Below are 19,568 nucleotides of genomic sequence, written 5' to 3' on the forward strand. Positions count from 1 at the left end.
CCTAAATTCAATAAAAGTTATTTTCGAAATAAACTAAACTCTGCTAATTATACATTATTATTTTATTTATATCTATGTTATATTACATTTTTGAATTAAATTTTCAATTTTTAAATATTTTAAACATAAAAAAAGTTGCCATTTTCTTACATGGCAACTTTTAATAATTATGCTATTTTATGCGATTTCTATCTGGAAGCGACGAACGACTGTGCCATCATCTAAAGTTGAAGATTCTATTTCTTCCCCACCATTGTGTAAGATGACAGCTGCAGAGGCTTCATTATCTTTTTCACAAGTAATCAGCGCTTCTTGTACGCCAATACGTGATAAGTAGTCTAATGACTTTTTCAAAATTTTATTACCAAAGCCCTTGCCTCGGTAGCTCTTACGAACACCGTAGCCAACATGGCCGCCAATGATTTTTAATTTTTCATTCAAATGATGGCGAATATTGGCAGCGCCAATAATCTTATCATCATCAATTAAAAACAATGTCGTATTATCTACTGTCTCATCATTAGATTTGTTATCTGCTAATTCATGTACAATTTCTTCAAAATTATTGTATTTGGTAATATTCGTAATCTCAGGCACTACCTTTTCATCGTGATCTATCCATTCTTTCATATAATCACAATATAATGTTTCGTCAGCCATTGTTAACTCTCTAAATTCAACCATGTTGACACTCCTTCCTTTTAGTTGCTATCCCATTGGTTCGTCATGTGTATTGAGATAATATACGTAGTTGTCAGTCCATTGTCCATGTTCGAAAATAAATCCTTTTCGAATACATTCAAATGCAAAGCCTAATTTTTCAATTAACTGAATAGAAGGTTGATTATCCAAATTGATATGTGCTTCTATTCTATGAAACTTTAAAGTCTCTTTCGTTTGTTTCACAAGTTCTGATAAAGCTTCATAAGCATACCCTTGATGCCAGTATTGATTATGGATAAAATAACCGATTTCTGCCCATTGAAATTGATCGCGACTTAAATTTTTAATGTTAAGCATACCAAGATGACGTCCCGTTTTATCAAAAATGCCAAATATATACAAATCATCATCTTTAATCGCTTGTTGGTGCTTTAAAACCATTGCCGCAAACCATGGTTCCGTAGCATCTGACATGTCGACTTGGCCTTTATCATGCTTGTATTGCGCAGGATAACGATTAACAAATCCTGACAACCATGACTCATAATCATTTTCTTCTAACGGTCTAATGATAAGCCGTTGTGTAGTGAAATGCAACCCTAAATTATTTTTCATTGAAAAACCCCTTAACATAAGGCGTCAGCAACCAAAACTATAACATCATTTGGCATAAAATCAACCTTTTAATTTATTAAAAATATGAACTACTTCTAAGGACGATTTTCACTCGTCATGAAGGTCATTCAAAATCATCGTGAGTATATCATTTTGTGTCATTGTTTCAGGAATCAATTTCTCATTTTTTACATTTAGTGTATCTTTTTCAACAAACCAGCTTGCAAGTTTTTGTGCTCTGAAATCCGTATATGTTTTTGAGTGATGTCTTCTCACGGTTTCTGCATAAGGTAAGTCGAAATAATAAATATAGCTTTTAATATGCGCACTTGAAATAATGCTCTGTAACATATTACCATATTTTTCTTTATTGAAAATACCCTCTACAATAACATATTTACAATGTGCTATGCCAAATAGTGTAATGTATTTTATTAACTCAATTGATAAATTGCCTGGTCTATCTGAGACGTTTAACATATGGCGTCTTATTTCATCTTGACCCACGCGCATGACACCATTCCCCAACATGCTTTGTAAGTTACGGGCAATAGTCGTTTTGCCACTACCAGAGTTACCTCTTAATAATATTAGTTTTGTCATTGTATCACCCTATCTCCTAGATAAATTGTGATTTATGTATATACTTTCATAAGTGTTAAACCTATACCCTATTAATATGATTAAAATCAAAAAAGCTAGACAGCACATGCCCATACAAATAGGACATAAGCAGTCTAGCATTTTGTTGCTTCATTTATTTTTTATATTCATTCGTTTTATAAATTGGAGTTAGCGTTAAATTGTACCTAGTTCTTTACCTACTTTTTCATATGCCGCTAATGCTTGATCAAGCATTTCTTTTGTATGTGCAGCTGTAGGCATATTACGAACACGGCCTGTACCTTTTGGTACTGTTGGAAAGACGATGGATTTCACATAGATACCTTCATCTTTTAAGCGACTACTAAATGCTTGTGTTTCTTTTTCGTCACCTATGATTACTGGTGTAATTGGTGATTCAGAATTACCAATGTCAAAACCTAATTTTTTCAATCCGTCTTTTAAGTAATTACCATTTTCCCAAAGTTTGTCGTGTAATTCTGTTGATGCCATTAATTTCTTAACAGCTTCAGTGATAGCTTTTGTATCACCAGGCGCTAATGATGTTGAGAATAAGAATGGTCTTGATTGTGCTTTCAACCAATCGATCAATGATTGTGTACCAGCTACATAACCACCGACAACACCAATAGCTTTAGATAATGTACCAATTTGGAAGTCAATTTTATCTTGAAGGCCAAAATGTTTCACTGTACCTGCACCATTGCCCATGACACCAGAGCCATGTGCGTCATCAACATATGTGATTAAACCGAATTCTTCTGCAATTTCTACGATTTCTGGTAATTTAGCAACATCGCCATCCATACTAAATACACCGTCAGTAATATACATTACTTTATTGTATTGTCCAGATTCAACAGCTTCTTTCGCTTTAGCACGTAAATCGTTCATATCTGAATGGTTGACGCGTATAATTTTCGCTTTAGATAAACGACATCCATCAATAATTGATGCGTGGTTTAATTCATCTGATAGGATAGCATCATTTTTATTCATCACAGCTGAAATGGCTGCCATATTACAATTAAAACCTGATTGGTATGCGATCGCTGCCTCTGTACCTTTAAATTTCGCAAGTGTTTCTTCCAATTCGTCATGAAGGTCTAATGTGCCATTAATAGATCTTACTGCACCTGCACCTACGCCATGAGTGTCTATGGCATCTTTGGCAGCTTGTTTTAAATCTTCATCTGTTGCAAGTCCTAAATAGTTATTTGAAGACAAATTAACATAGTTTTTCCCGTTTATTTTAATCTCTGGTCCATTTGCACCTTCAATTGTATCAATTTCATTATAAAGTCCATTATCTTTTAAATATTGAATATTTTCATCTAAAAAGCCATGTAGTGACTGTACCACTGGAAATCCCCCTTTGAGTTATCTACTATTTAATCCTATCATAACCCATTTTCTTGTATCAGGAAAGTAGAATCACACGATTTATTAAAGCGTTTTCTACAATCTAATTAAAGTCACAATAATTGTCTCTACAGTAAAGTCATTTAAAATGATATAATAGAATAATCATTTTAAGGAAGAAGGGTTGAAGTTGTTTGATTGGTTTCAACTAGCAAGAGAAAAGGAAAACAGAATGATACAAATACGTCGCTATTTGCATCAATATCCTGAATTATCATTTGAGGAGTATCATACACGTGACTACATCCTAAATCAACTCAGCCAACTATCATGCGAGGTACGGTCGCCCGTTGGAAGAAATGGTATTGTCGCAACATTTAGTGCACAAGGAGACGGTCCAACGATTGCATTACGTGCTGATTTTGATGCTTTACCTATCAATGAACTCACTGAAGTAGATTACAAGTCTAAAAATCCTGGTGCAATGCATGCATGTGGGCACGATGGTCATACTGCAATACTACTAGCCGTTGCTGAAATCATCGACGCACATAAAAGCAAATTAAATGGTGATGTCGTGCTAATTTTCCAATATGGTGAAGAAATTATGCCGGGTGGCTCACAAGAAATGATTGATGATGGCTGCTTACAAAACGTAGATAGAATATATGGAAACCATTTGTGGAGTGGTTACCCTACCGGCACAATTTATTCTCGTCCTGGCGCGATGATGGCCTCTCCAGATGAATTCAACGTAACGATTCATGGTCAAGGTGGACACGGTGCGAAGCCACACGAAACCATCGATCCTGTTGTCATTATGGCTGAATTTATCATTAGTGCGCAAAAAATTGTTTCTAGAACGATTGATCCGGTAAAACAAGCTGTTATTAGCTTCGGCATGGTACAATCTGGTTCGGCAGATAATGTCATTCCAGATACTGCATTTTGTAAAGGAACGGTGCGTACTTTTGATACAGAAGTACAAGCACATGTGATGCACAAGATGGATAAGCTATTGCAAGGGTTGGCTGTTGCGAATGACATTACTTATGATTTTGATTATATTAAAGGTTATTTGCCTGTCCACAATAATCCTAAATGCTTTGACATCGTTAAACAAGCTTCAAATGAGATGAATTTAAGATTTAACGAATCTGAATTAATGATGATTGGCGAGGACTTTTCACATTATCAAAAAGTACGTCCAGGTGCATTCTTTTTAACAGGTTGTGGTAACCCCGAAAAAGATACCACACATCCACACCATAGCCCATATTTCAATCTAGATGAAAAATCATTAAAATATAGTGCCAGCCAGTTTTTAAAAATATTAGAGTTGGAAAATGTAATTAAGCCCTAGGCCTGAATAGCCTAGGGTCTTTTTATTTCCAAATATCTCACACTTTAAATTTCAACCTTGGTCATAATATTATTCAGTTGAAAAATAAATATTACATCAAAAATAAAAAAAGAGCCTCCAACATGGAGACTCTTCAAATCTATATTAAAGATAAGATATCTTATTTGTAGATTTCAGTTACAACGCCTGATCCAACAGTACGTCCACCTTCACGGATAGAGAAACGTGTACCGTCTTCGATAGCGATTGGAGAAATTAGTTCAACTTCCATTTCAACATTGTCGCCAGGCATAACCATTTCAGTACCTTCTGGTAAAGTAACAACGCCTGTTACGTCAGTAGTACGGAAATAGAATTGTGGGCGGTAGTTACTGAAGAATGGAGTATGACGTCCACCTTCATCTTTAGATAAAACGTAAACTTCCGCTTTAAACTTTGTATGTGGTGTAATTGAACCAGGAGCAGCTAAAACTTGACCACGTTGGATGTCTTCACGTGCAACACCACGTAATAACGCACCAATGTTGTCACCAGCTTCAGCATAGTCTAATAATTTACGGAACATTTCTACACCAGTAACAGTTGTTTTGCTTGATTCTTCTTGCATACCGATGATTTCAACTTCTTCACCGACTTTGATTTGACCACGTTCAACACGGCCTGTAGCAACAGTACCACGACCAGTGATTGAGAATACGTCCTCAACTGGCATCATGAATGGTTTGTCAGAATCACGTTCTGGTGTTGGAATGAATTCGTCAACAGCTTGCATTAAGTCTAAGATTTTTTGCTCATAGTCAGCGTCGCCTTCAAGTGCTTTTAATGCTGAACCAGAGATTACAGGTACATCGTCACCTGGGAAGTCATATTCGCTTAATAAGTCACGAACTTCCATTTCTACTAATTCTAATAATTCTTCATCGTCAACCATGTCAACTTTGTTTAAGAATACAACTAATGCTGGAACACCAACGTTACGTGATAAAAGGATGTGTTCACGAGTTTGTGGCATTGGACCATCTGCAGCAGATACTACTAAGATAGCTCCGTCCATTTGTGCAGCACCAGTGATCATGTTTTTAACATAGTCAGCGTGTCCTGGGCAGTCAACGTGAGCATAGTGACGTTTGTCAGTAGTATACTCGATGTGTGCAGTATTAATTGTAATACCACGTTCTTTTTCTTCTGGAGCGTTGTCAATCATGTCGTATGATTGTGCAACAGTGTCACCATTTTTTGCTAAAACAGTTGCGATAGCAGCTGTTAAAGTAGTTTTACCATGGTCAACGTGTCCGATTGTACCAATATTGGCATGTTCTTTTGAGCGATCGAATTTTTCTTTAGCCATTATAAAATCTCTCCTATTCGTTAGAAAAATAATTGTTAAATTTATCTCTCATGACAGTTTCTCACCATCATGAGAAGATGATTAATTTAGTTTAAAAGGACCATACAGTACCTTTATAATGCATTTTCCCTAAAAAATCAATTAATAAAACTGTAAGCCATATAATTATGCTTTACATGTATTGTACAGACTGTCACTGCACAATACAAGTCTAATTATTCAGCTGTTTTATTACCACTGTTTTTCTTAATTATATCTTCAGAAATTGATTTTGGAACTTCTGCATAGTGATCGAAGTACATTGTGTATGTTCCACGACCTTGTGTATTAGAACGTAATGAAGTTGCATAACCGAACATTTCTGAAAGTGGTACAAAGGCATTTACAACTTGTGCATTACCACGAGGTTCCATACCATCAACACGTCCACGACGAGATGTTACATCACCCATGATGTCACCCATGTATTCTTCAGGCATTTCAATTGTAACTTTCATCATTGGTTCTAAGATAACTGGTTCACATTTTTTAGCTGCTTCTTTAAGCGCTAATGATGCAGCGATTTTGAAGGCCATTTCTGATGAATCGACATCATGGTATGAACCATCAAATAATTTTGCTTTAACATCAATTAATGGATAACCAGCTAATACACCGTTTTCCATAGCATCTTTAAGTCCTGCTTCAACTGATGGAATGTATTCACGAGGAACTACACCACCAACGATAGCGTTTTCGAATTCGAAACCGCCGCCTGTTTCATTCGGTTCAAATTCAATTTTAACGTCACCGTATTGTCCACGACCACCAGATTGACGCGCGAATTTACCTTGAACTTGTGCTGATTGCTTAAATGTTTCACGGTATGAAACCATTGGCGCACCAACATTACATTCAACGTTAAATTCTTTTTTCATACGGTCAACTAAGATGTCTAAGTGAAGCTCACCCATACCACCGATGATAACTTGTCCAGTTTCTTCGTCAGTGTGTGCATGGAATGTTGGGTCTTCTTCTTGTAATTTAACTAAAGCTGTAGTCATTTTGTCTTGGTCAGCTTTAGATTTTGGTTCAACTGATAAGTGAATAACAGGTTCTGGGAAGTCCATTGATTCCAAGATAATGTCATTTTTCTCACCACATAAAGTATCACCAGTACCAGTTTCTTTTAGACCTACCGCAGCAGCGATATCTCCTGAGTAAACTGTGTTAAGCTCTTGACGAGAGTTAGCGTGCATTTGTAGTAAACGACCTACACGTTCACGTTTATTCTTCGTAGAGTTTTTAACATAAGAACCAGAAGTTAATGTACCTGAGTACACACGGAAGAATGTTAACTTACCAACATAAGGGTCAGTCATTACTTTGAACGCTAGTGCAGCGAACTCAGCATTGTCATCCGCTTTTGCGATAACTTCTTCTTCTGGATCATCAGCACGGTGACCGATAATTGGTTTAACATCTAATGGTGAAGGTAAATAATCAATTACTGCGTTAAGCATTAATTGAACACCTTTGTTTTTGAAGGCAGTACCAACAAGAACTGGGTAGAATTCAATATTATTAGTTGCTTGACGAATAGCGTCTTTTAATTCAGCTACAGTAATTTCTTCGTCACCAAGATATTTTTCCATTAATTCATCACTTGTTTCAGCTACTGCTTCAATAAGTGTTGCACGAGCTTCTTCAGCTCTTTCTTTTTGATCTTCAGGAATTTCAATTTCTTCAATTTCAGTTCCTAAGTCATTGTTGTATTTGAAACATTTCATTTCAACTAAGTCGATGATTGCTTCAAATTCATCTTCCGCACCAATTGGTAATTGGATTGGTTGTGCATTCGCTTGTAGGCGATCATGAATTGTGCTTACAGCATATTCAAAGTTCGCACCTAGTTTATCCATTTTGTTTACGAATACAATACGAGGAACGCCGTAAGTTGTTGCTTGACGCCAAACTGTTTCAGTTTGAGGCTCAACACCTGATTGCGCATCAAGTACTGTAACCGCACCATCAAGTACACGTAATGAACGTTCAACTTCAACAGTGAAGTCTACGTGTCCAGGTGTATCGATGATGTTTACACGGTGATCATCCCATGAAGCTGTTGTTGCAGCTGATGTGATTGTAATACCGCGGTCTTGCTCCTGTTCCATCCAGTCCATTTGTGAAGCTCCTTCATGAGTTTCACCAATTTTATGGATACGTCCAGTATAGTAAAGAATACGTTCAGTCGTAGTTGTTTTACCAGCATCGATGTGAGCCATGATACCGATATTACGAGTTCTTTCTAAACTAAAATCTCTAGCCATGTATTTTTCTCCTTCCAGTATAACTGCGAATAAATACTATAAATATGGCGATGCCCTAAGCATGCACCTAGATAGTAAACTATCAATGTGGAACATGCTCAGGGAAAAACCTACTATCCTACCAACGATAGTGAGCGAAGGCTTTGTTAGCTTCAGCCATTTTATGAACGTCTTCACGTTTCTTAACTGCACCACCAGTGTTGTTTGCAGCGTCTAAAATTTCGTTAGCTAAACGTTCTTCCATCGTTTTTTCACCACGAAGACGTGAATAGTTAACTAACCAACGAAGGCCTAAAGTAGTACGACGTTCTGGACGAACTTCTACAGGTACTTGATAGTTAGAGCCACCTACACGACGTGCTTTAACTTCTAATACTGGCATAATGTTGTCGATAGCTTCTTCGAAAACTTCGATAGCTTCACGACCACTGCGTTCTTGAACTAATTCAAATGCAGAATAAAGAATTTTTTGAGCTGTTCCACGTTTACCATCTAACATAATTTTGTTAATTAATTTAGTAACTAATTTTGAGTTATGAATTGGATCTGGTAATACGTCTCTTTTTGGTACTGATCCTTTACGAGGCATAATATAAATCCTCCCTTCCTAATTATAATATATTTTCATTCTTTATAACGAAAATTTACGCAATCTTAAACTTATTTTTTAGGTTTTTTAGTTCCGTATAATGAACGACCTTGTCTACGACCGTCAACACCTGAAGTATCAAGTGCACCACGTACGATGTGGTAACGCACACCAGGTAAGTCTTTTACACGTCCACCACGTACAAGTACAACACTGTGTTCTTGTAAGTTGTGTCCGATACCAGGGATATACGCGTTAATTTCGATGTTGTTAGACAAACGCACACGAGCATATTTACGTAACGCAGAGTTAGGTTTTTTAGGTGTCATAGTACCTACACGTGTACAAACACCACGTTTTTGCGGTGAGTTTAAGCTAGTGTACTTTTTCTTTTTACTGTTGTAGTTTCTGTTCAATGCTGGTGAATCATAGTTTTTTGATTTGCTTTGTCTTGGTTTACGTACTAATTGGTTAATAGTTGGCATGAAATATGTCCTCCTCTCTTCTTTTATAATCCCACACATCCAGGTGGTTCATTTTAAAGGTAAATAAAATTTAGTAAGAAAAATCTTACTAATCTCATTTCAATAATGCAACAACAGTCGCATTAACGTTTATACCTACATACTTTCCTAAAGCTTGTTTGCTCTCGAAAAATGAGATAGATATGTTTTTTTGATTGATTTGACTTAACACGCGAGTCATTAGATGAACTTCAACGTCTTCAGCGATAATCAATGATGTCACTTGATCTTTATTCAAAGCTTTTAGCGTCTGTTTAAGACCAATAACATAGTGTTGTTTGTTAAAGCGTGCAACTTTTTCATTAGACATCTAAATATCCTCCAAAGTTCTGCTTGCATCAACCTTAATAATAATAACATCAAAATTACTGCGTAGTCAACTTTAATTAACATTTTTTGCAGAAAATATATAAAAAAATAAAAGAGCGAAATAAAGATCAAATGTTACCATCTCATCTTTTATTTCGCCCAAAGTAAAATGGTCAGTCACTTAAGACATAGACACGTGTTGCAATCCTACAACTTCAACACATGTCTATATGTTTATACAAGCTCAAATGAATGCTGAACCATTTCATATTTTAAAAGCAATACTAGATTTCAGTTGGTTGAATCTCTTCAACAACTTCTTCTGGTGTCGCTTTATCATACTGTACATCACTGTAACGTCTCATACCTGTACCAGCTGGGATGAGCTTACCGATAATAACGTTCTCTTTAAGTCCAAGTAAGTTATCACGTTTACCTTTGATAGCAGCATCTGTAAGTACACGTGTTGTTTCTTGGAATGAAGCTGCTGATAAGAAGCTTTCAGTTTCAAGAGAAGCTTTTGTTATACCTAGTAATACAGGTTTAGATGTTGCTGGACGTTTACGTTCTTTGAATGCTTCACGGTTCGCATCTGTAAAGTTATGAATATCTACAAGTGCACCTGGAAGTAATTTCGTATCTCCAGCTTCAATGATACGTACTTTACGTAACATTTGTCTTACCATAACTTCAACGTGTTTATCATCAATTTCAACACCTTGCATACGGTAAACTTTTTGAACTTCTTTTAATAAATAACTTTCTGTTGCATTCAAGCCAGATATAGATAAGAAGTTCTTAGGTTCAATTGAACCTTCTGTGAGTGCTTCACCACGTTCAACACTTTGGCCAACTTCAACTTTTAATCTTGAAGTACCTGAAGCTAGGTAAGATTTCGTTTCATTTGCGCCTTTGATGACAATTTCTTGTTGACGATCTTTGGCAACGCTAATGTCATCTACAACACCTTCAATTTCAGTCACGACAGCTTGGCCTTTAGGGTTACGCGCCTCGAAAATCTCTTGGATACGAGGAAGACCTTGCGTGATATCACTACCTGCTACACCACCTGTGTGGAATGTACGCATTGTAAGCTGTGTACCTGGTTCACCGATGGATTGGGCAGCAATTGTACCAACTGCTTCACCAACTTCAACTTTTTCACCAGTAGCAAGGTTTTTACCATAACATTTTTCACATACACCATGACGTGTATTACATGTGAATGCTGAACGGATATACATTTCTTCTATACCAGCGTCTGTGATTTTCTTAGCAATTTCTGCTGTTACTAACTCATCTGGACGAACGATGACTTCATCTGTTTCTGGGTGGCGAATCGTTTCTTTAGAATAACGACCTTCAATACGTTCGCTGAATGGTTCAATCATTTCAGTACCTTCTTTAATATCAGATACAAGTAAACCACGGTCCGTACCACAGTCTTCTTCACGAACGATAACATCTTGTGCCACATCAACAAGACGACGAGTAAGATAACCAGAGTCCGCTGTTTTAAGTGCTGTATCGGCAAGACCTTTACGTGCACCATGTGTAGAGATAAAGTATTCTAACACTGTTAAACCTTCACGGAATGATGAAGTGATTGGTAATTCAATAATCTTACCGGATGGTGCAGCCATAAGTCCACGCATACCTGCTAACTGTGTAAAGTTAGATGCGTTACCACGGGCACCAGAGTCACTCATCATAAAGATTGGGTTTGTTTTTTCAAGTGATCCCATTAATTCGTTTTGAATTTGGTCTTTGGCATCAGTCCAAATTTCAACAACTGCATTGTAACGTTCAAATTCTGTAATTAAACCACGGTTGAATTGTTTTTGTACTTTTTCAACTAGTTTTTCATGTTCATCTAAAATTTGTTGCTTATCTGGTAAAACCACAATGTCAGATACACCAACAGTGATACCAGCTTTAGAAGAGAATTTGAATCCTAAGTCTTTCATTCTATCTAACATCATAGATGTATCTGTGATGCTGAATCGATTAAAGACTTCTGCAATGATATTTCCTAAGAAATTCTTGTTGAATGGTTCGATGAGTGGTTGTTCATCAAAATATGCTTTTAATCCACCCTCACCTAATTCTGTCGCAGAAACAAAGTATTTGTCTGGCGTACTGTTTTCAAGGTTATATTTTGTTGGTTCGTTAATATATGCAAATGAATCAGGAATGATTTCATTAAAGATTACTTTACCAACAGATGTTGTTAAGATTTTATGATTTTGCGCTTCTGTAAATGTTGGGTTATTAAATGAACTTGCATGCACACCTATACGTGTGTGTAAATGTACATAACCATTCGCATAAGCTTTCAACACTTCGTTTGTATCATTATAAATTGTACCAGTATTTACTGCATCTTTACGTTCTAAAGTAAGGTAATAGTTACCTAATACCATATCTTGTGATGGTGTAACAACAGGTTTACCATCTTTAGGGTTTAAGATATTTTGTGCTGCAAGCATAAGCATGCGTGCTTCTGCTTGTGCTTCTTTAGATAATGGTACGTGAACAGCCATTTGGTCACCATCAAAGTCAGCGTTATAAGCTGTAGTTGCAAGTGGATGTAGACGAATCGCACGACCTTCTACAAGTGTAGGTTCAAATGCTTGGATACCTAATCTATGCAGCGTTGGTGCACGGTTTAAAAGAACTGGATGTTCTTTAATGACGTCTTCTAGTACATCCCATACTTCATCATCCATACGTTCAATCTTGCTTTTCGCATTTTTAATGTTTGTCGCAATTTCACGTTGAACTAATTCTTTCATGATGAAAGGTTTAAACAACTCTAAAGCCATTTCTTTAGGTAAGCCACATTGATACATCTTCAAGCTTGGTCCAACAGCGATAACGGAACGGCCTGAATAGTCAACACGTTTACCTAATAAGTTTTGACGGAAACGACCTTGTTTACCTTTAAGCATATGTGACAATGATTTTAATGGACGGTTACCTGGTCCAGTTACTGGACGACCACGGCGACCATTATCGATAAGTGCATCAACTGCTTCTTGTAGCATACGTTTTTCGTTTTGTACGATGATGCCAGGAGCACCTAAATCTAATAAACGTTTTAAACGGTTGTTACGGTTGATGACACGGCGATATAAATCATTTAAATCACTTGTTGCAAAACGTCCACCGTCTAATTGAACCATTGGTCTGATTTCTGGTGGAATTATTGGAAGTACATCTAATACCATCCAAGCTGGATTATTACCAGAATGTCTGAATGATTCAACTACTTCTAATCGTTTAATCGCACGTGTAAGTCTTTGTCCTGTTGCAGACTCTAACTCATCACGCAATTCTTTTAATTCTGTATCCAAATCAATTTCATCTAATAATTCTTTGATACCTTCAGCACCCATTTTAGCTGTAAATTGACCAGGGAATTTATCATAGTACTCTCTGAATTCTGCTTCAGATAGTAACGTTTTTTTCTCTAATCCAGTTGGGCCAGGATTTACAACAACATAAGAAGCAAAATAAATGACTTCTTCTAATGCTCTTGGTGACATATCTAATAATAGTCCCATGCGGCTTGGAATACCTTTGAAGTACCAAATATGTGAAACTGGCGCAGCTAATTCAATGTGTCCCATTCTTTCACGGCGCACTTTAGATTTAGTTACTTCTACTCCACATCTATCACAAACCATACCTTTATAGCGTACACGTTTGTATTTACCACAACTACATTCCCAGTCTTTTGTAGGTCCGAAAATTCTCTCACAGAATAGACCATCTTTTTCTGGTTTTAAAGTACGATAGTTAATTGTTTCTGGCTTTTTAACCTCACCAAAAGACCATGAACGGATTTTTTCAGGTGAAGCAAGTCCTATTTTCATATAATGGAAATTATTTACATCAATCAAGGAGCCTACCTCCTTCAATTTAGATTAGCTGTGCAAATTGATTGATTGCTCTTTATCAATAATAGATAAGGCCATAATGAGGCAAGTACGACGACTTTACCCCAAAATGGTATATCTTTTTATAAACTTAAATGCGATCTGTATTAGTCAGTAATTTCTTTTTGTGATTGTGGCGCTTCTTTTTGTTGAAGGTCCACTTTACGTTCTACTGCATCTTCATCTTCGTTATCTTGCATGTCGATTTCATTGTCATGCTCATCCATAATCTTAACATCTAATCCTAAACTTTGAAGTTCTTTCATCAATACTCTGAATGATTCAGGAACACCAGGTTTAGTAATGTTTTCACCTTTAACAATAGATTCATAAGTTTTTACACGACCTACTGTATCATCAGATTTATAAGTTAAGATTTCTTGAAGTGTGTATGCAGCACCGTAAGCTTCAAGTGCCCATACTTCCATCTCACCGAAACGTTGTCCACCGAATTGTGCTTTACCACCTAATGGTTGTTGCGTAACAAGTGAGTATGGTCCAGTTGAACGTGCGTGTAATTTATCGTCAACCATGTGTGCAAGTTTCAACATATACATAACGCCGACTGAGATTCTGTTATCGAATGGTTCACCCGTACGTCCATCGTATAATACTGTCTTACCGTCACGTGCCATACCAGCTTCTTCAATCGTTGACCATACATCTTCATCACTCGCACCATCAAATACTGGTGAAGCAACATGAATACCTAAGTTTTTAGCAGCCATACCTAAATGTAACTCTAATACTTGTCCGATATTCATACGTGATGGAACACCTAGTGGGTTCAACATGATGTCGATTGGTGTACCGTCTGGTAAGTAAGGCATATCTTCTTCAGGAACTAACTTAGAGATAACACCTTTGTTACCGTGACGACCACACATTTTGTCACCAACATGTATTTTACGTTTTTGAACGATATAAACACGTACTAATTGGTTTACACCTGGAGATAATGTGTCATCTCCTTCTTCACGGTTGAAGACTTTAACGTCTAGAACAATACCGCCTGCACCATGAGGTACACGTAATGATGTATCACGTACTTCACGTGCTTTTTCACCGAATATCGCATGTAATAAGCGTTCTTCTGCTGTTAATTCTGTTACACCTTTAGGCGTTACTTTACCTACTAAAATGTCTCCGTCATTAACTTCAGCACCTACGTATACAATACCACGGTCATCTAAGTTTTTAAGCGCACTATCTGAAACGTTAGGAATATCACGTGTAATTTCTTCAGGTCCTAGTTTTGTATCACGTGCTTCTGATTCATATTCTTCAATATGGATAGAAGTATATACGTCATCTTTCACTAGACGTTCGCTCATAATTACAGCATCTTCATAGTTGTAACCGTCCCATGTCATGAATCCGACAACTACGTTTCTACCTAACGCCATTTCACCAAGTTCCATTGAAGGACCATCGGCTAAAATTTCACCTTTCGTTACGACATCACCTGTAGCAACGATTGGTCTTTGGTTATAACAAGTACCTGTGTTTGAGCGTTTGAATTTAGCTAACGGATAGCGATCGATTTCGCCTTCGTATTCTTGTCCATCTTCTTCGATAAGTTGACGTACAAGAATTTCATTAGATTCAACGTGTTCAACACGGCCTTTATGTTTAGCGACAATTGCAGCACCAGAGTCACGAGCTGCTACGTGTTCCATACCAGTACCTACGAAAGGTGATTCTGGATTCATCAATGGTACTGCTTGACGTTGCATGTTTGCACCCATTAATGCACGGTTAGAGTCATCGTTTTCTAAGAATGGAATACATGCTGTTGCTGCAGAAACAACTTGTTTAGGAGATACATCCATGTAATCCATTTTTTCTTTGGCCATAACTGTGTTATTACCACGGAAACGACAAACAACTTCATCGTCTAAGAAACGACCATTTTCATCTAGTTTAGAATTCGCTTGTGCTACTACATAGCTATCTTCTTCATCAGCTGTTAAATAATCGATTTGATCTGTGATACTATTCGTCTCAAGATCTACTTTACGATATGGTGTTTCAATGAAACCAAATTCATTTACACGTGCATAACTTGATAATGAGTTGATCAAACCAATGTTTGGTCCCTCTGGTGTTTCGATTGGACACATACGGCCATAGTGAGAGTAGTGAACGTCACGCACTTCCATTTGAGCACGTTCACGTGTTAAACCACCAGGTCCTAATGCTGATAGACGACGTTTATGTGTCAATTCTGCTAATGGATTGGCTTGGTCCATGAATTGTGACAATTGAGAACTACCAAAGAATTCTTTAATTGACGCAATAACTGGACGGATATTAATTAATTGTTGTGGCGTAATTGAATCTGTGTCTTGAATAGACATTCTTTCACGTACCACACGTTCCATTCTTGATAAACCAATACGGAATTGGTTTTGTAGTAACTCCCCTACTGAACGTAGACGACGATTACCTAAATGGTCAATATCATCTGTGAATCCAATACCACTTAATAAATTAAAGAAATATGACATTGATGCGATGATGTCAGCTGGTGTAATACATTTCACTTCTGAATCAGGGAATGCATTACCAATAACTGTTGTTGTGCGACCTTCTTCATCATTAGGAACATAAACTTTAATAGATTGAATTTCTACTGGTTCATCAATCACAGTACCTTCAAGTTCAAAAACTTCACTGTTCGCATTAGATTCTAATACATCCATGATTTCATCTAAATTACGACGATCTAGGACAGTACCTTCTTCAGCTACAATTTCACCTGTTTCAGCATTAACAATTGGTTCTGCTAATTTTTGATTGAATAAACGGTGTTTTAAATGAAGTTTTTTATTCGCTTTATAACGACCCACGCTCGCTAAATCATAACGTTTCGGATCGAAGAAACGTGAGTATAATAAGCTTTTCGCATTTTCTACTGTCGGAGGTTCACCTGGGCGTAAACGCTCATAAATTTCTAATAGTGCTTGATCAGTATTTTCAGTACCATCTTTTTCTAATGTATTTCGTAAGTACTCATTGTCTCCTAAAAGATCAATGATTTCTTGATCTGTTGAGAAACCTAAAGCTCTCAATAATACTGTTAGTGGTAATTTTCTTGTTCTATCAATACGTACATAAACTACATCTTTGGCATCAGTTTCATACTCTAACCATGCGCCACGGTTAGGAATAATTGTTGCATCATAGTTTGTGCGACCATTTTTATCTAATTTTTCATTAAAGTAAACGGATGGTGAACGAACTAATTGCGATACGATTACACGCTCAGCACCATTAATCACAAATGTACCTGTATCTGTCATTAATGGGAAATCACCCATAAATACTTCTTGCTCTTTCACTTCGCCTGTTTCTTTAATGATTAGACGTACTTTTACACGTAGAGGTGCAGAATACGTCGTATCACGGTTTTTCGATTCTTCTAAATCATATTTTGATTCTCCAAGTCTGTAATCAACAAACTCTAAAGACAGATTTCCTGTGAAATCTTCAATCGGTGAAATGTCTCTAAACATTTCATATAAACCTTCTTCTAAGAACCACTCGTAAGACTTAGTTTGAATCTCAATTAAATTCGGTAATTCTAATACCTCTGAAATTCTCGCATAGTTTCTACGTTTACGATGTCTTCCATATTGGACAAATTGACCTGCCAAACAGATTCACCCCTCAAAAATTGCGTGTTTACTTTTACTAAATCAGCAAATATAATTAGACAAAAAGAAAACGGTAGCATAACTCATGACACCATTTTCTATTTCACCTTATATACTTTGTTAATTTATACGTAAAAGTACACACTTATTGAACATAATTTTTTACATTCTATTACTATATCAGAACAGTGGTTTTTAATCAACCTTTTACACTTCTTAATATATAATAGCCTTTGTGCTTTTCTAATACTTCTACATTACCAAATGTTTCTTCCATTTTTTTCTTCGCAGATGGCATACCTTGTTTCTTTTGAATCACAACATAAAGGGCACCATTCGCTTTTAATTTATGATGCGCATCAGTTAAGATGCTATGAACTACTTTTTTTCCTGCTCTAATCGGTGGATTCGTTAATACAAAATCAAAAGCATTATCCTCTACTTGCGATAACCCATCACTTTCTTTGATCTCTACATTCTCTAAATGATTTTGCGTTTTATTTTTAATCGATAAGGAAAGTGCGCGTTGATTTACATCAACCATCGTTATTTCATGGTGCGGAGACACTTTTGCAATCATCAAACCTATCGGTCCATAACCACAACCAACATCTATAATTTTTTTAGTAGGATCCGGGGGATTTTCTTTCAAAAAAGTATTGATTAATAAATCTGAACCAAAGTCTATTTTCCCTTTAGAAAATACACCTGAATCAGTAACTAATTTTAAATCATAGTTTTTGTAGGAATACGTAAAAGGAAGTTCAGCGCTTTCTACTTCAGGATTTTCATCATAGTAATGACTCATGACTACACCTCTTTTAATCTAATTCATCTTAGATTAATACTATACCCTCAACGAAACTTTGTAACAATAAACGATTCATTCAGGATAGATCAAATAAGATAAAACCCCGTTATATCGATAACGGGGTTTTCATTTCTCAAAGATTTCAGGATATCCACATTGCATTTAAGATTAGCGTATCGAAATAGCTAATGTGTTAAACTGCTTGAATAACCTTCAATATATAATTATGAACTGTTAGCCAGCTAGAATTATTTTAATTCTACTGTAGCGCCAACTTCTTCTAATGCTTCTTTAAGTTTTTCAGCTTCTTCAGTTGGTAAAGCTTCTTTGATTACTTTAGGAGCTCCGTCAACTAATTCTTTAGCATCTTTTAATCCTAAGCCAGTAGCTTCTTTAACAGCTTTAACGACTTTGATTTTAGATGATCCAGCTGATGTTAATTCAACATCAAATTCTGTTTTTTCTTCAGCAGCGTCTCCGCCACCTGCTGCACCTGCTGCTGCTACTGGAGCTGCTGCAGTTACACCAAATTCTTCTTCAATTGCTTTTACTAAGTCGTTTAATTCTAAAACTGACATTTCTTTAATTGCTTCAATGATTTGTTCTTGATTAGCCATTTTAATATTCCTCCATTAATTTTATTAGTTTTATGCGCAATTATTCAGCGCTTTCTTCGTTTTGTTCTTTATCTTCTCCAACAGCTTTAACTGCATAAGCGAAATTGCGTACTGGAGCTTGTAATACTGATAAAAGCATAGAAACAAGACCGTCGTGTGATGGTAATGTACCAACTGTGTTAACTTCTTCAGCAGAAATAACACTGCCTTCCATAACACCTACTTTAATTTCTAAAGCTTTATGTTCTTTAGCAAATCCTGCTAATACTTTTGCTGGAGCAACAACATCTTCTGTTGAAGTAGCAACTGCAGTAGGACCTACTAAGTGTTCATTTAAATCTTCTAAGCCAACTTGATCAGCAGCACGACGAACCATTGTATTTTTCAATACTTTGAATTCAACGCCAGCTTCACGTAATTGTGAACGTAATTCAGTTACTTCTGAAACAGTTAGACCGCGGTAGTCAACGATTACAGTAGATACTGAATTCTTTAATGATTCAGCAATTACATCAACTTGTTGTTTTTTAGCTTCGATGATAGCAGACATTTAGACACCTCCATAGTTTTTTTATTTGGTGCTTTTAATCTTGATTACAACTGCTAATTATGTCAATTAACAACTTTATCTCAATAAAAAAAGCACTTTCTACCCACGGCAAAAAGTGCTTGAAAGATCTAAAAATCTTCACGTTCAAGTCAATTTTAGCCTCGGTAGGATTATTTTTAAGTTATGACTAACTCCTACTGTCTTAGGTAAAATAATACATTAACCAATATAACTGGTTAAATATAATATGTCAATATATTTTTAAAGATAAGACTAAATATATC

The 19,568-nt window shown here is 36.3% G+C and carries 15 protein-coding genes and 1 other annotated feature; of the genes, 1 reads left to right on the forward strand and 14 read right to left on the reverse strand.

The window, feature by feature from the left end; genetic code table 11:
* Positions 1–177: 177 nt before the first annotated feature.
* The 4 genes from CD150_RS02915 to CD150_RS02930 all read right to left on the reverse strand — a co-directional run bounded on the left by CD150_RS02915 (position 178) and on the right by CD150_RS02930 (position 3,264).
* Positions 178–684, reverse strand: a complete 507-nt coding sequence (locus CD150_RS02915; RefSeq protein ID WP_070039462.1) for a GNAT family N-acetyltransferase — start codon at positions 682–684, stop codon at positions 178–180.
* 24 nt (positions 685–708) lie between these two features.
* Positions 709–1,278, reverse strand: a complete 570-nt coding sequence (locus CD150_RS02920) for a GNAT family N-acetyltransferase (RefSeq protein ID WP_070039463.1) — start codon at positions 1,276–1,278, stop codon at positions 709–711.
* A gap of 108 nt (positions 1,279–1,386) precedes the next feature.
* Positions 1,387–1,881 (reverse strand): AAA family ATPase, encoded by a 495-nt coding sequence (locus CD150_RS02925; protein ID WP_073343599.1) that lies wholly within the window; start codon positions 1,879–1,881, stop codon positions 1,387–1,389.
* A gap of 195 nt (positions 1,882–2,076) precedes the next feature.
* Positions 2,077–3,264 carry a glycine C-acetyltransferase gene (locus CD150_RS02930; protein ID WP_103161331.1) on the reverse strand — a complete coding sequence of 396 codons (1,188 nt, stop codon included), beginning with the start codon at positions 3,262–3,264 and terminating at the stop codon, positions 2,077–2,079.
* 190 nt (positions 3,265–3,454) lie between these two features.
* On the opposite strand from CD150_RS02930, the gene CD150_RS02935 reads away from it, so the two are divergent.
* Positions 3,455–4,627 (forward strand): M20 family metallopeptidase, encoded by a 1,173-nt coding sequence (locus CD150_RS02935; RefSeq protein ID WP_103161332.1) that lies wholly within the window; start codon positions 3,455–3,457, stop codon positions 4,625–4,627.
* A gap of 160 nt (positions 4,628–4,787) precedes the next feature.
* On the opposite strand, the gene tuf is transcribed toward CD150_RS02935, so the two are convergent.
* From tuf to rplJ, 10 genes are all read right to left on the reverse strand, one after another.
* Positions 4,788–5,975 carry an elongation factor Tu gene (gene tuf / locus CD150_RS02940; RefSeq protein WP_046207677.1) on the reverse strand — a complete coding sequence of 396 codons (1,188 nt, stop codon included), beginning with the start codon at positions 5,973–5,975 and terminating at the stop codon, positions 4,788–4,790.
* A gap of 215 nt (positions 5,976–6,190) precedes the next feature.
* Entirely contained in the window at positions 6,191–8,284 is a 2,094-nt protein-coding gene (gene fusA, locus CD150_RS02945; RefSeq protein ID WP_046207678.1) for an elongation factor G, read from the reverse strand.
* A gap of 118 nt (positions 8,285–8,402) precedes the next feature.
* On the reverse strand, positions 8,403–8,873 hold the full coding sequence (rpsG, locus tag CD150_RS02950; RefSeq protein ID WP_019468564.1) for a 30S ribosomal protein S7: 471 nt from the start codon (positions 8,871–8,873) through the stop codon (positions 8,403–8,405).
* 71 nt (positions 8,874–8,944) lie between these two features.
* A complete protein-coding gene (rpsL, locus tag CD150_RS02955) occupies positions 8,945–9,358 on the reverse strand; it encodes a 30S ribosomal protein S12 (RefSeq protein ID WP_019468565.1) in 414 nt (137 codons plus the stop codon).
* A gap of 94 nt (positions 9,359–9,452) precedes the next feature.
* Positions 9,453–9,707: a ribosomal L7Ae/L30e/S12e/Gadd45 family protein gene (locus CD150_RS02960; protein WP_070039467.1), complete on the reverse strand. Its 255-nt coding sequence runs from the start codon at positions 9,705–9,707 to the stop codon at positions 9,453–9,455.
* A 283-nt stretch (positions 9,708–9,990) separates the two neighbouring features.
* Positions 9,991–13,584: a DNA-directed RNA polymerase subunit beta' gene (rpoC, locus tag CD150_RS02965; protein ID WP_169926877.1), complete on the reverse strand. Its 3,594-nt coding sequence runs from the start codon at positions 13,582–13,584 to the stop codon at positions 9,991–9,993.
* A gap of 170 nt (positions 13,585–13,754) precedes the next feature.
* Complete coding sequence (gene rpoB / locus CD150_RS02970) at positions 13,755–17,306, reverse strand: DNA-directed RNA polymerase subunit beta (protein WP_064209891.1); 3,552 nt, start codon at positions 17,304–17,306, stop codon at positions 13,755–13,757.
* 199 nt (positions 17,307–17,505) lie between these two features.
* Positions 17,506–18,114, reverse strand: coding sequence for a class I SAM-dependent methyltransferase (locus CD150_RS02975; protein ID WP_073343617.1), 609 nt, complete (start codon positions 18,112–18,114; stop codon positions 17,506–17,508).
* A 251-nt stretch (positions 18,115–18,365) separates the two neighbouring features.
* Positions 18,366–18,734 (reverse strand): 50S ribosomal protein L7/L12, encoded by a 369-nt coding sequence (rplL, locus tag CD150_RS02980; RefSeq protein ID WP_046207683.1) that lies wholly within the window; start codon positions 18,732–18,734, stop codon positions 18,366–18,368.
* Between the two features lie 40 nt (positions 18,735–18,774).
* Positions 18,775–19,284 carry a 50S ribosomal protein L10 gene (gene rplJ / locus CD150_RS02985; RefSeq protein WP_046207684.1) on the reverse strand — a complete coding sequence of 170 codons (510 nt, stop codon included), beginning with the start codon at positions 19,282–19,284 and terminating at the stop codon, positions 18,775–18,777.
* 77 nt (positions 19,285–19,361) lie between these two features.
* Positions 19,362–19,509 (reverse strand) — a sequence feature (ribosomal protein L10 leader region).
* Positions 19,510–19,568 lie beyond the last annotated feature (59 nt).

Source organism: Staphylococcus ureilyticus, assembly GCF_002902235.1.
Classification (GTDB): Bacteria; Bacillota; Bacilli; order Staphylococcales; family Staphylococcaceae; genus Staphylococcus; species Staphylococcus ureilyticus.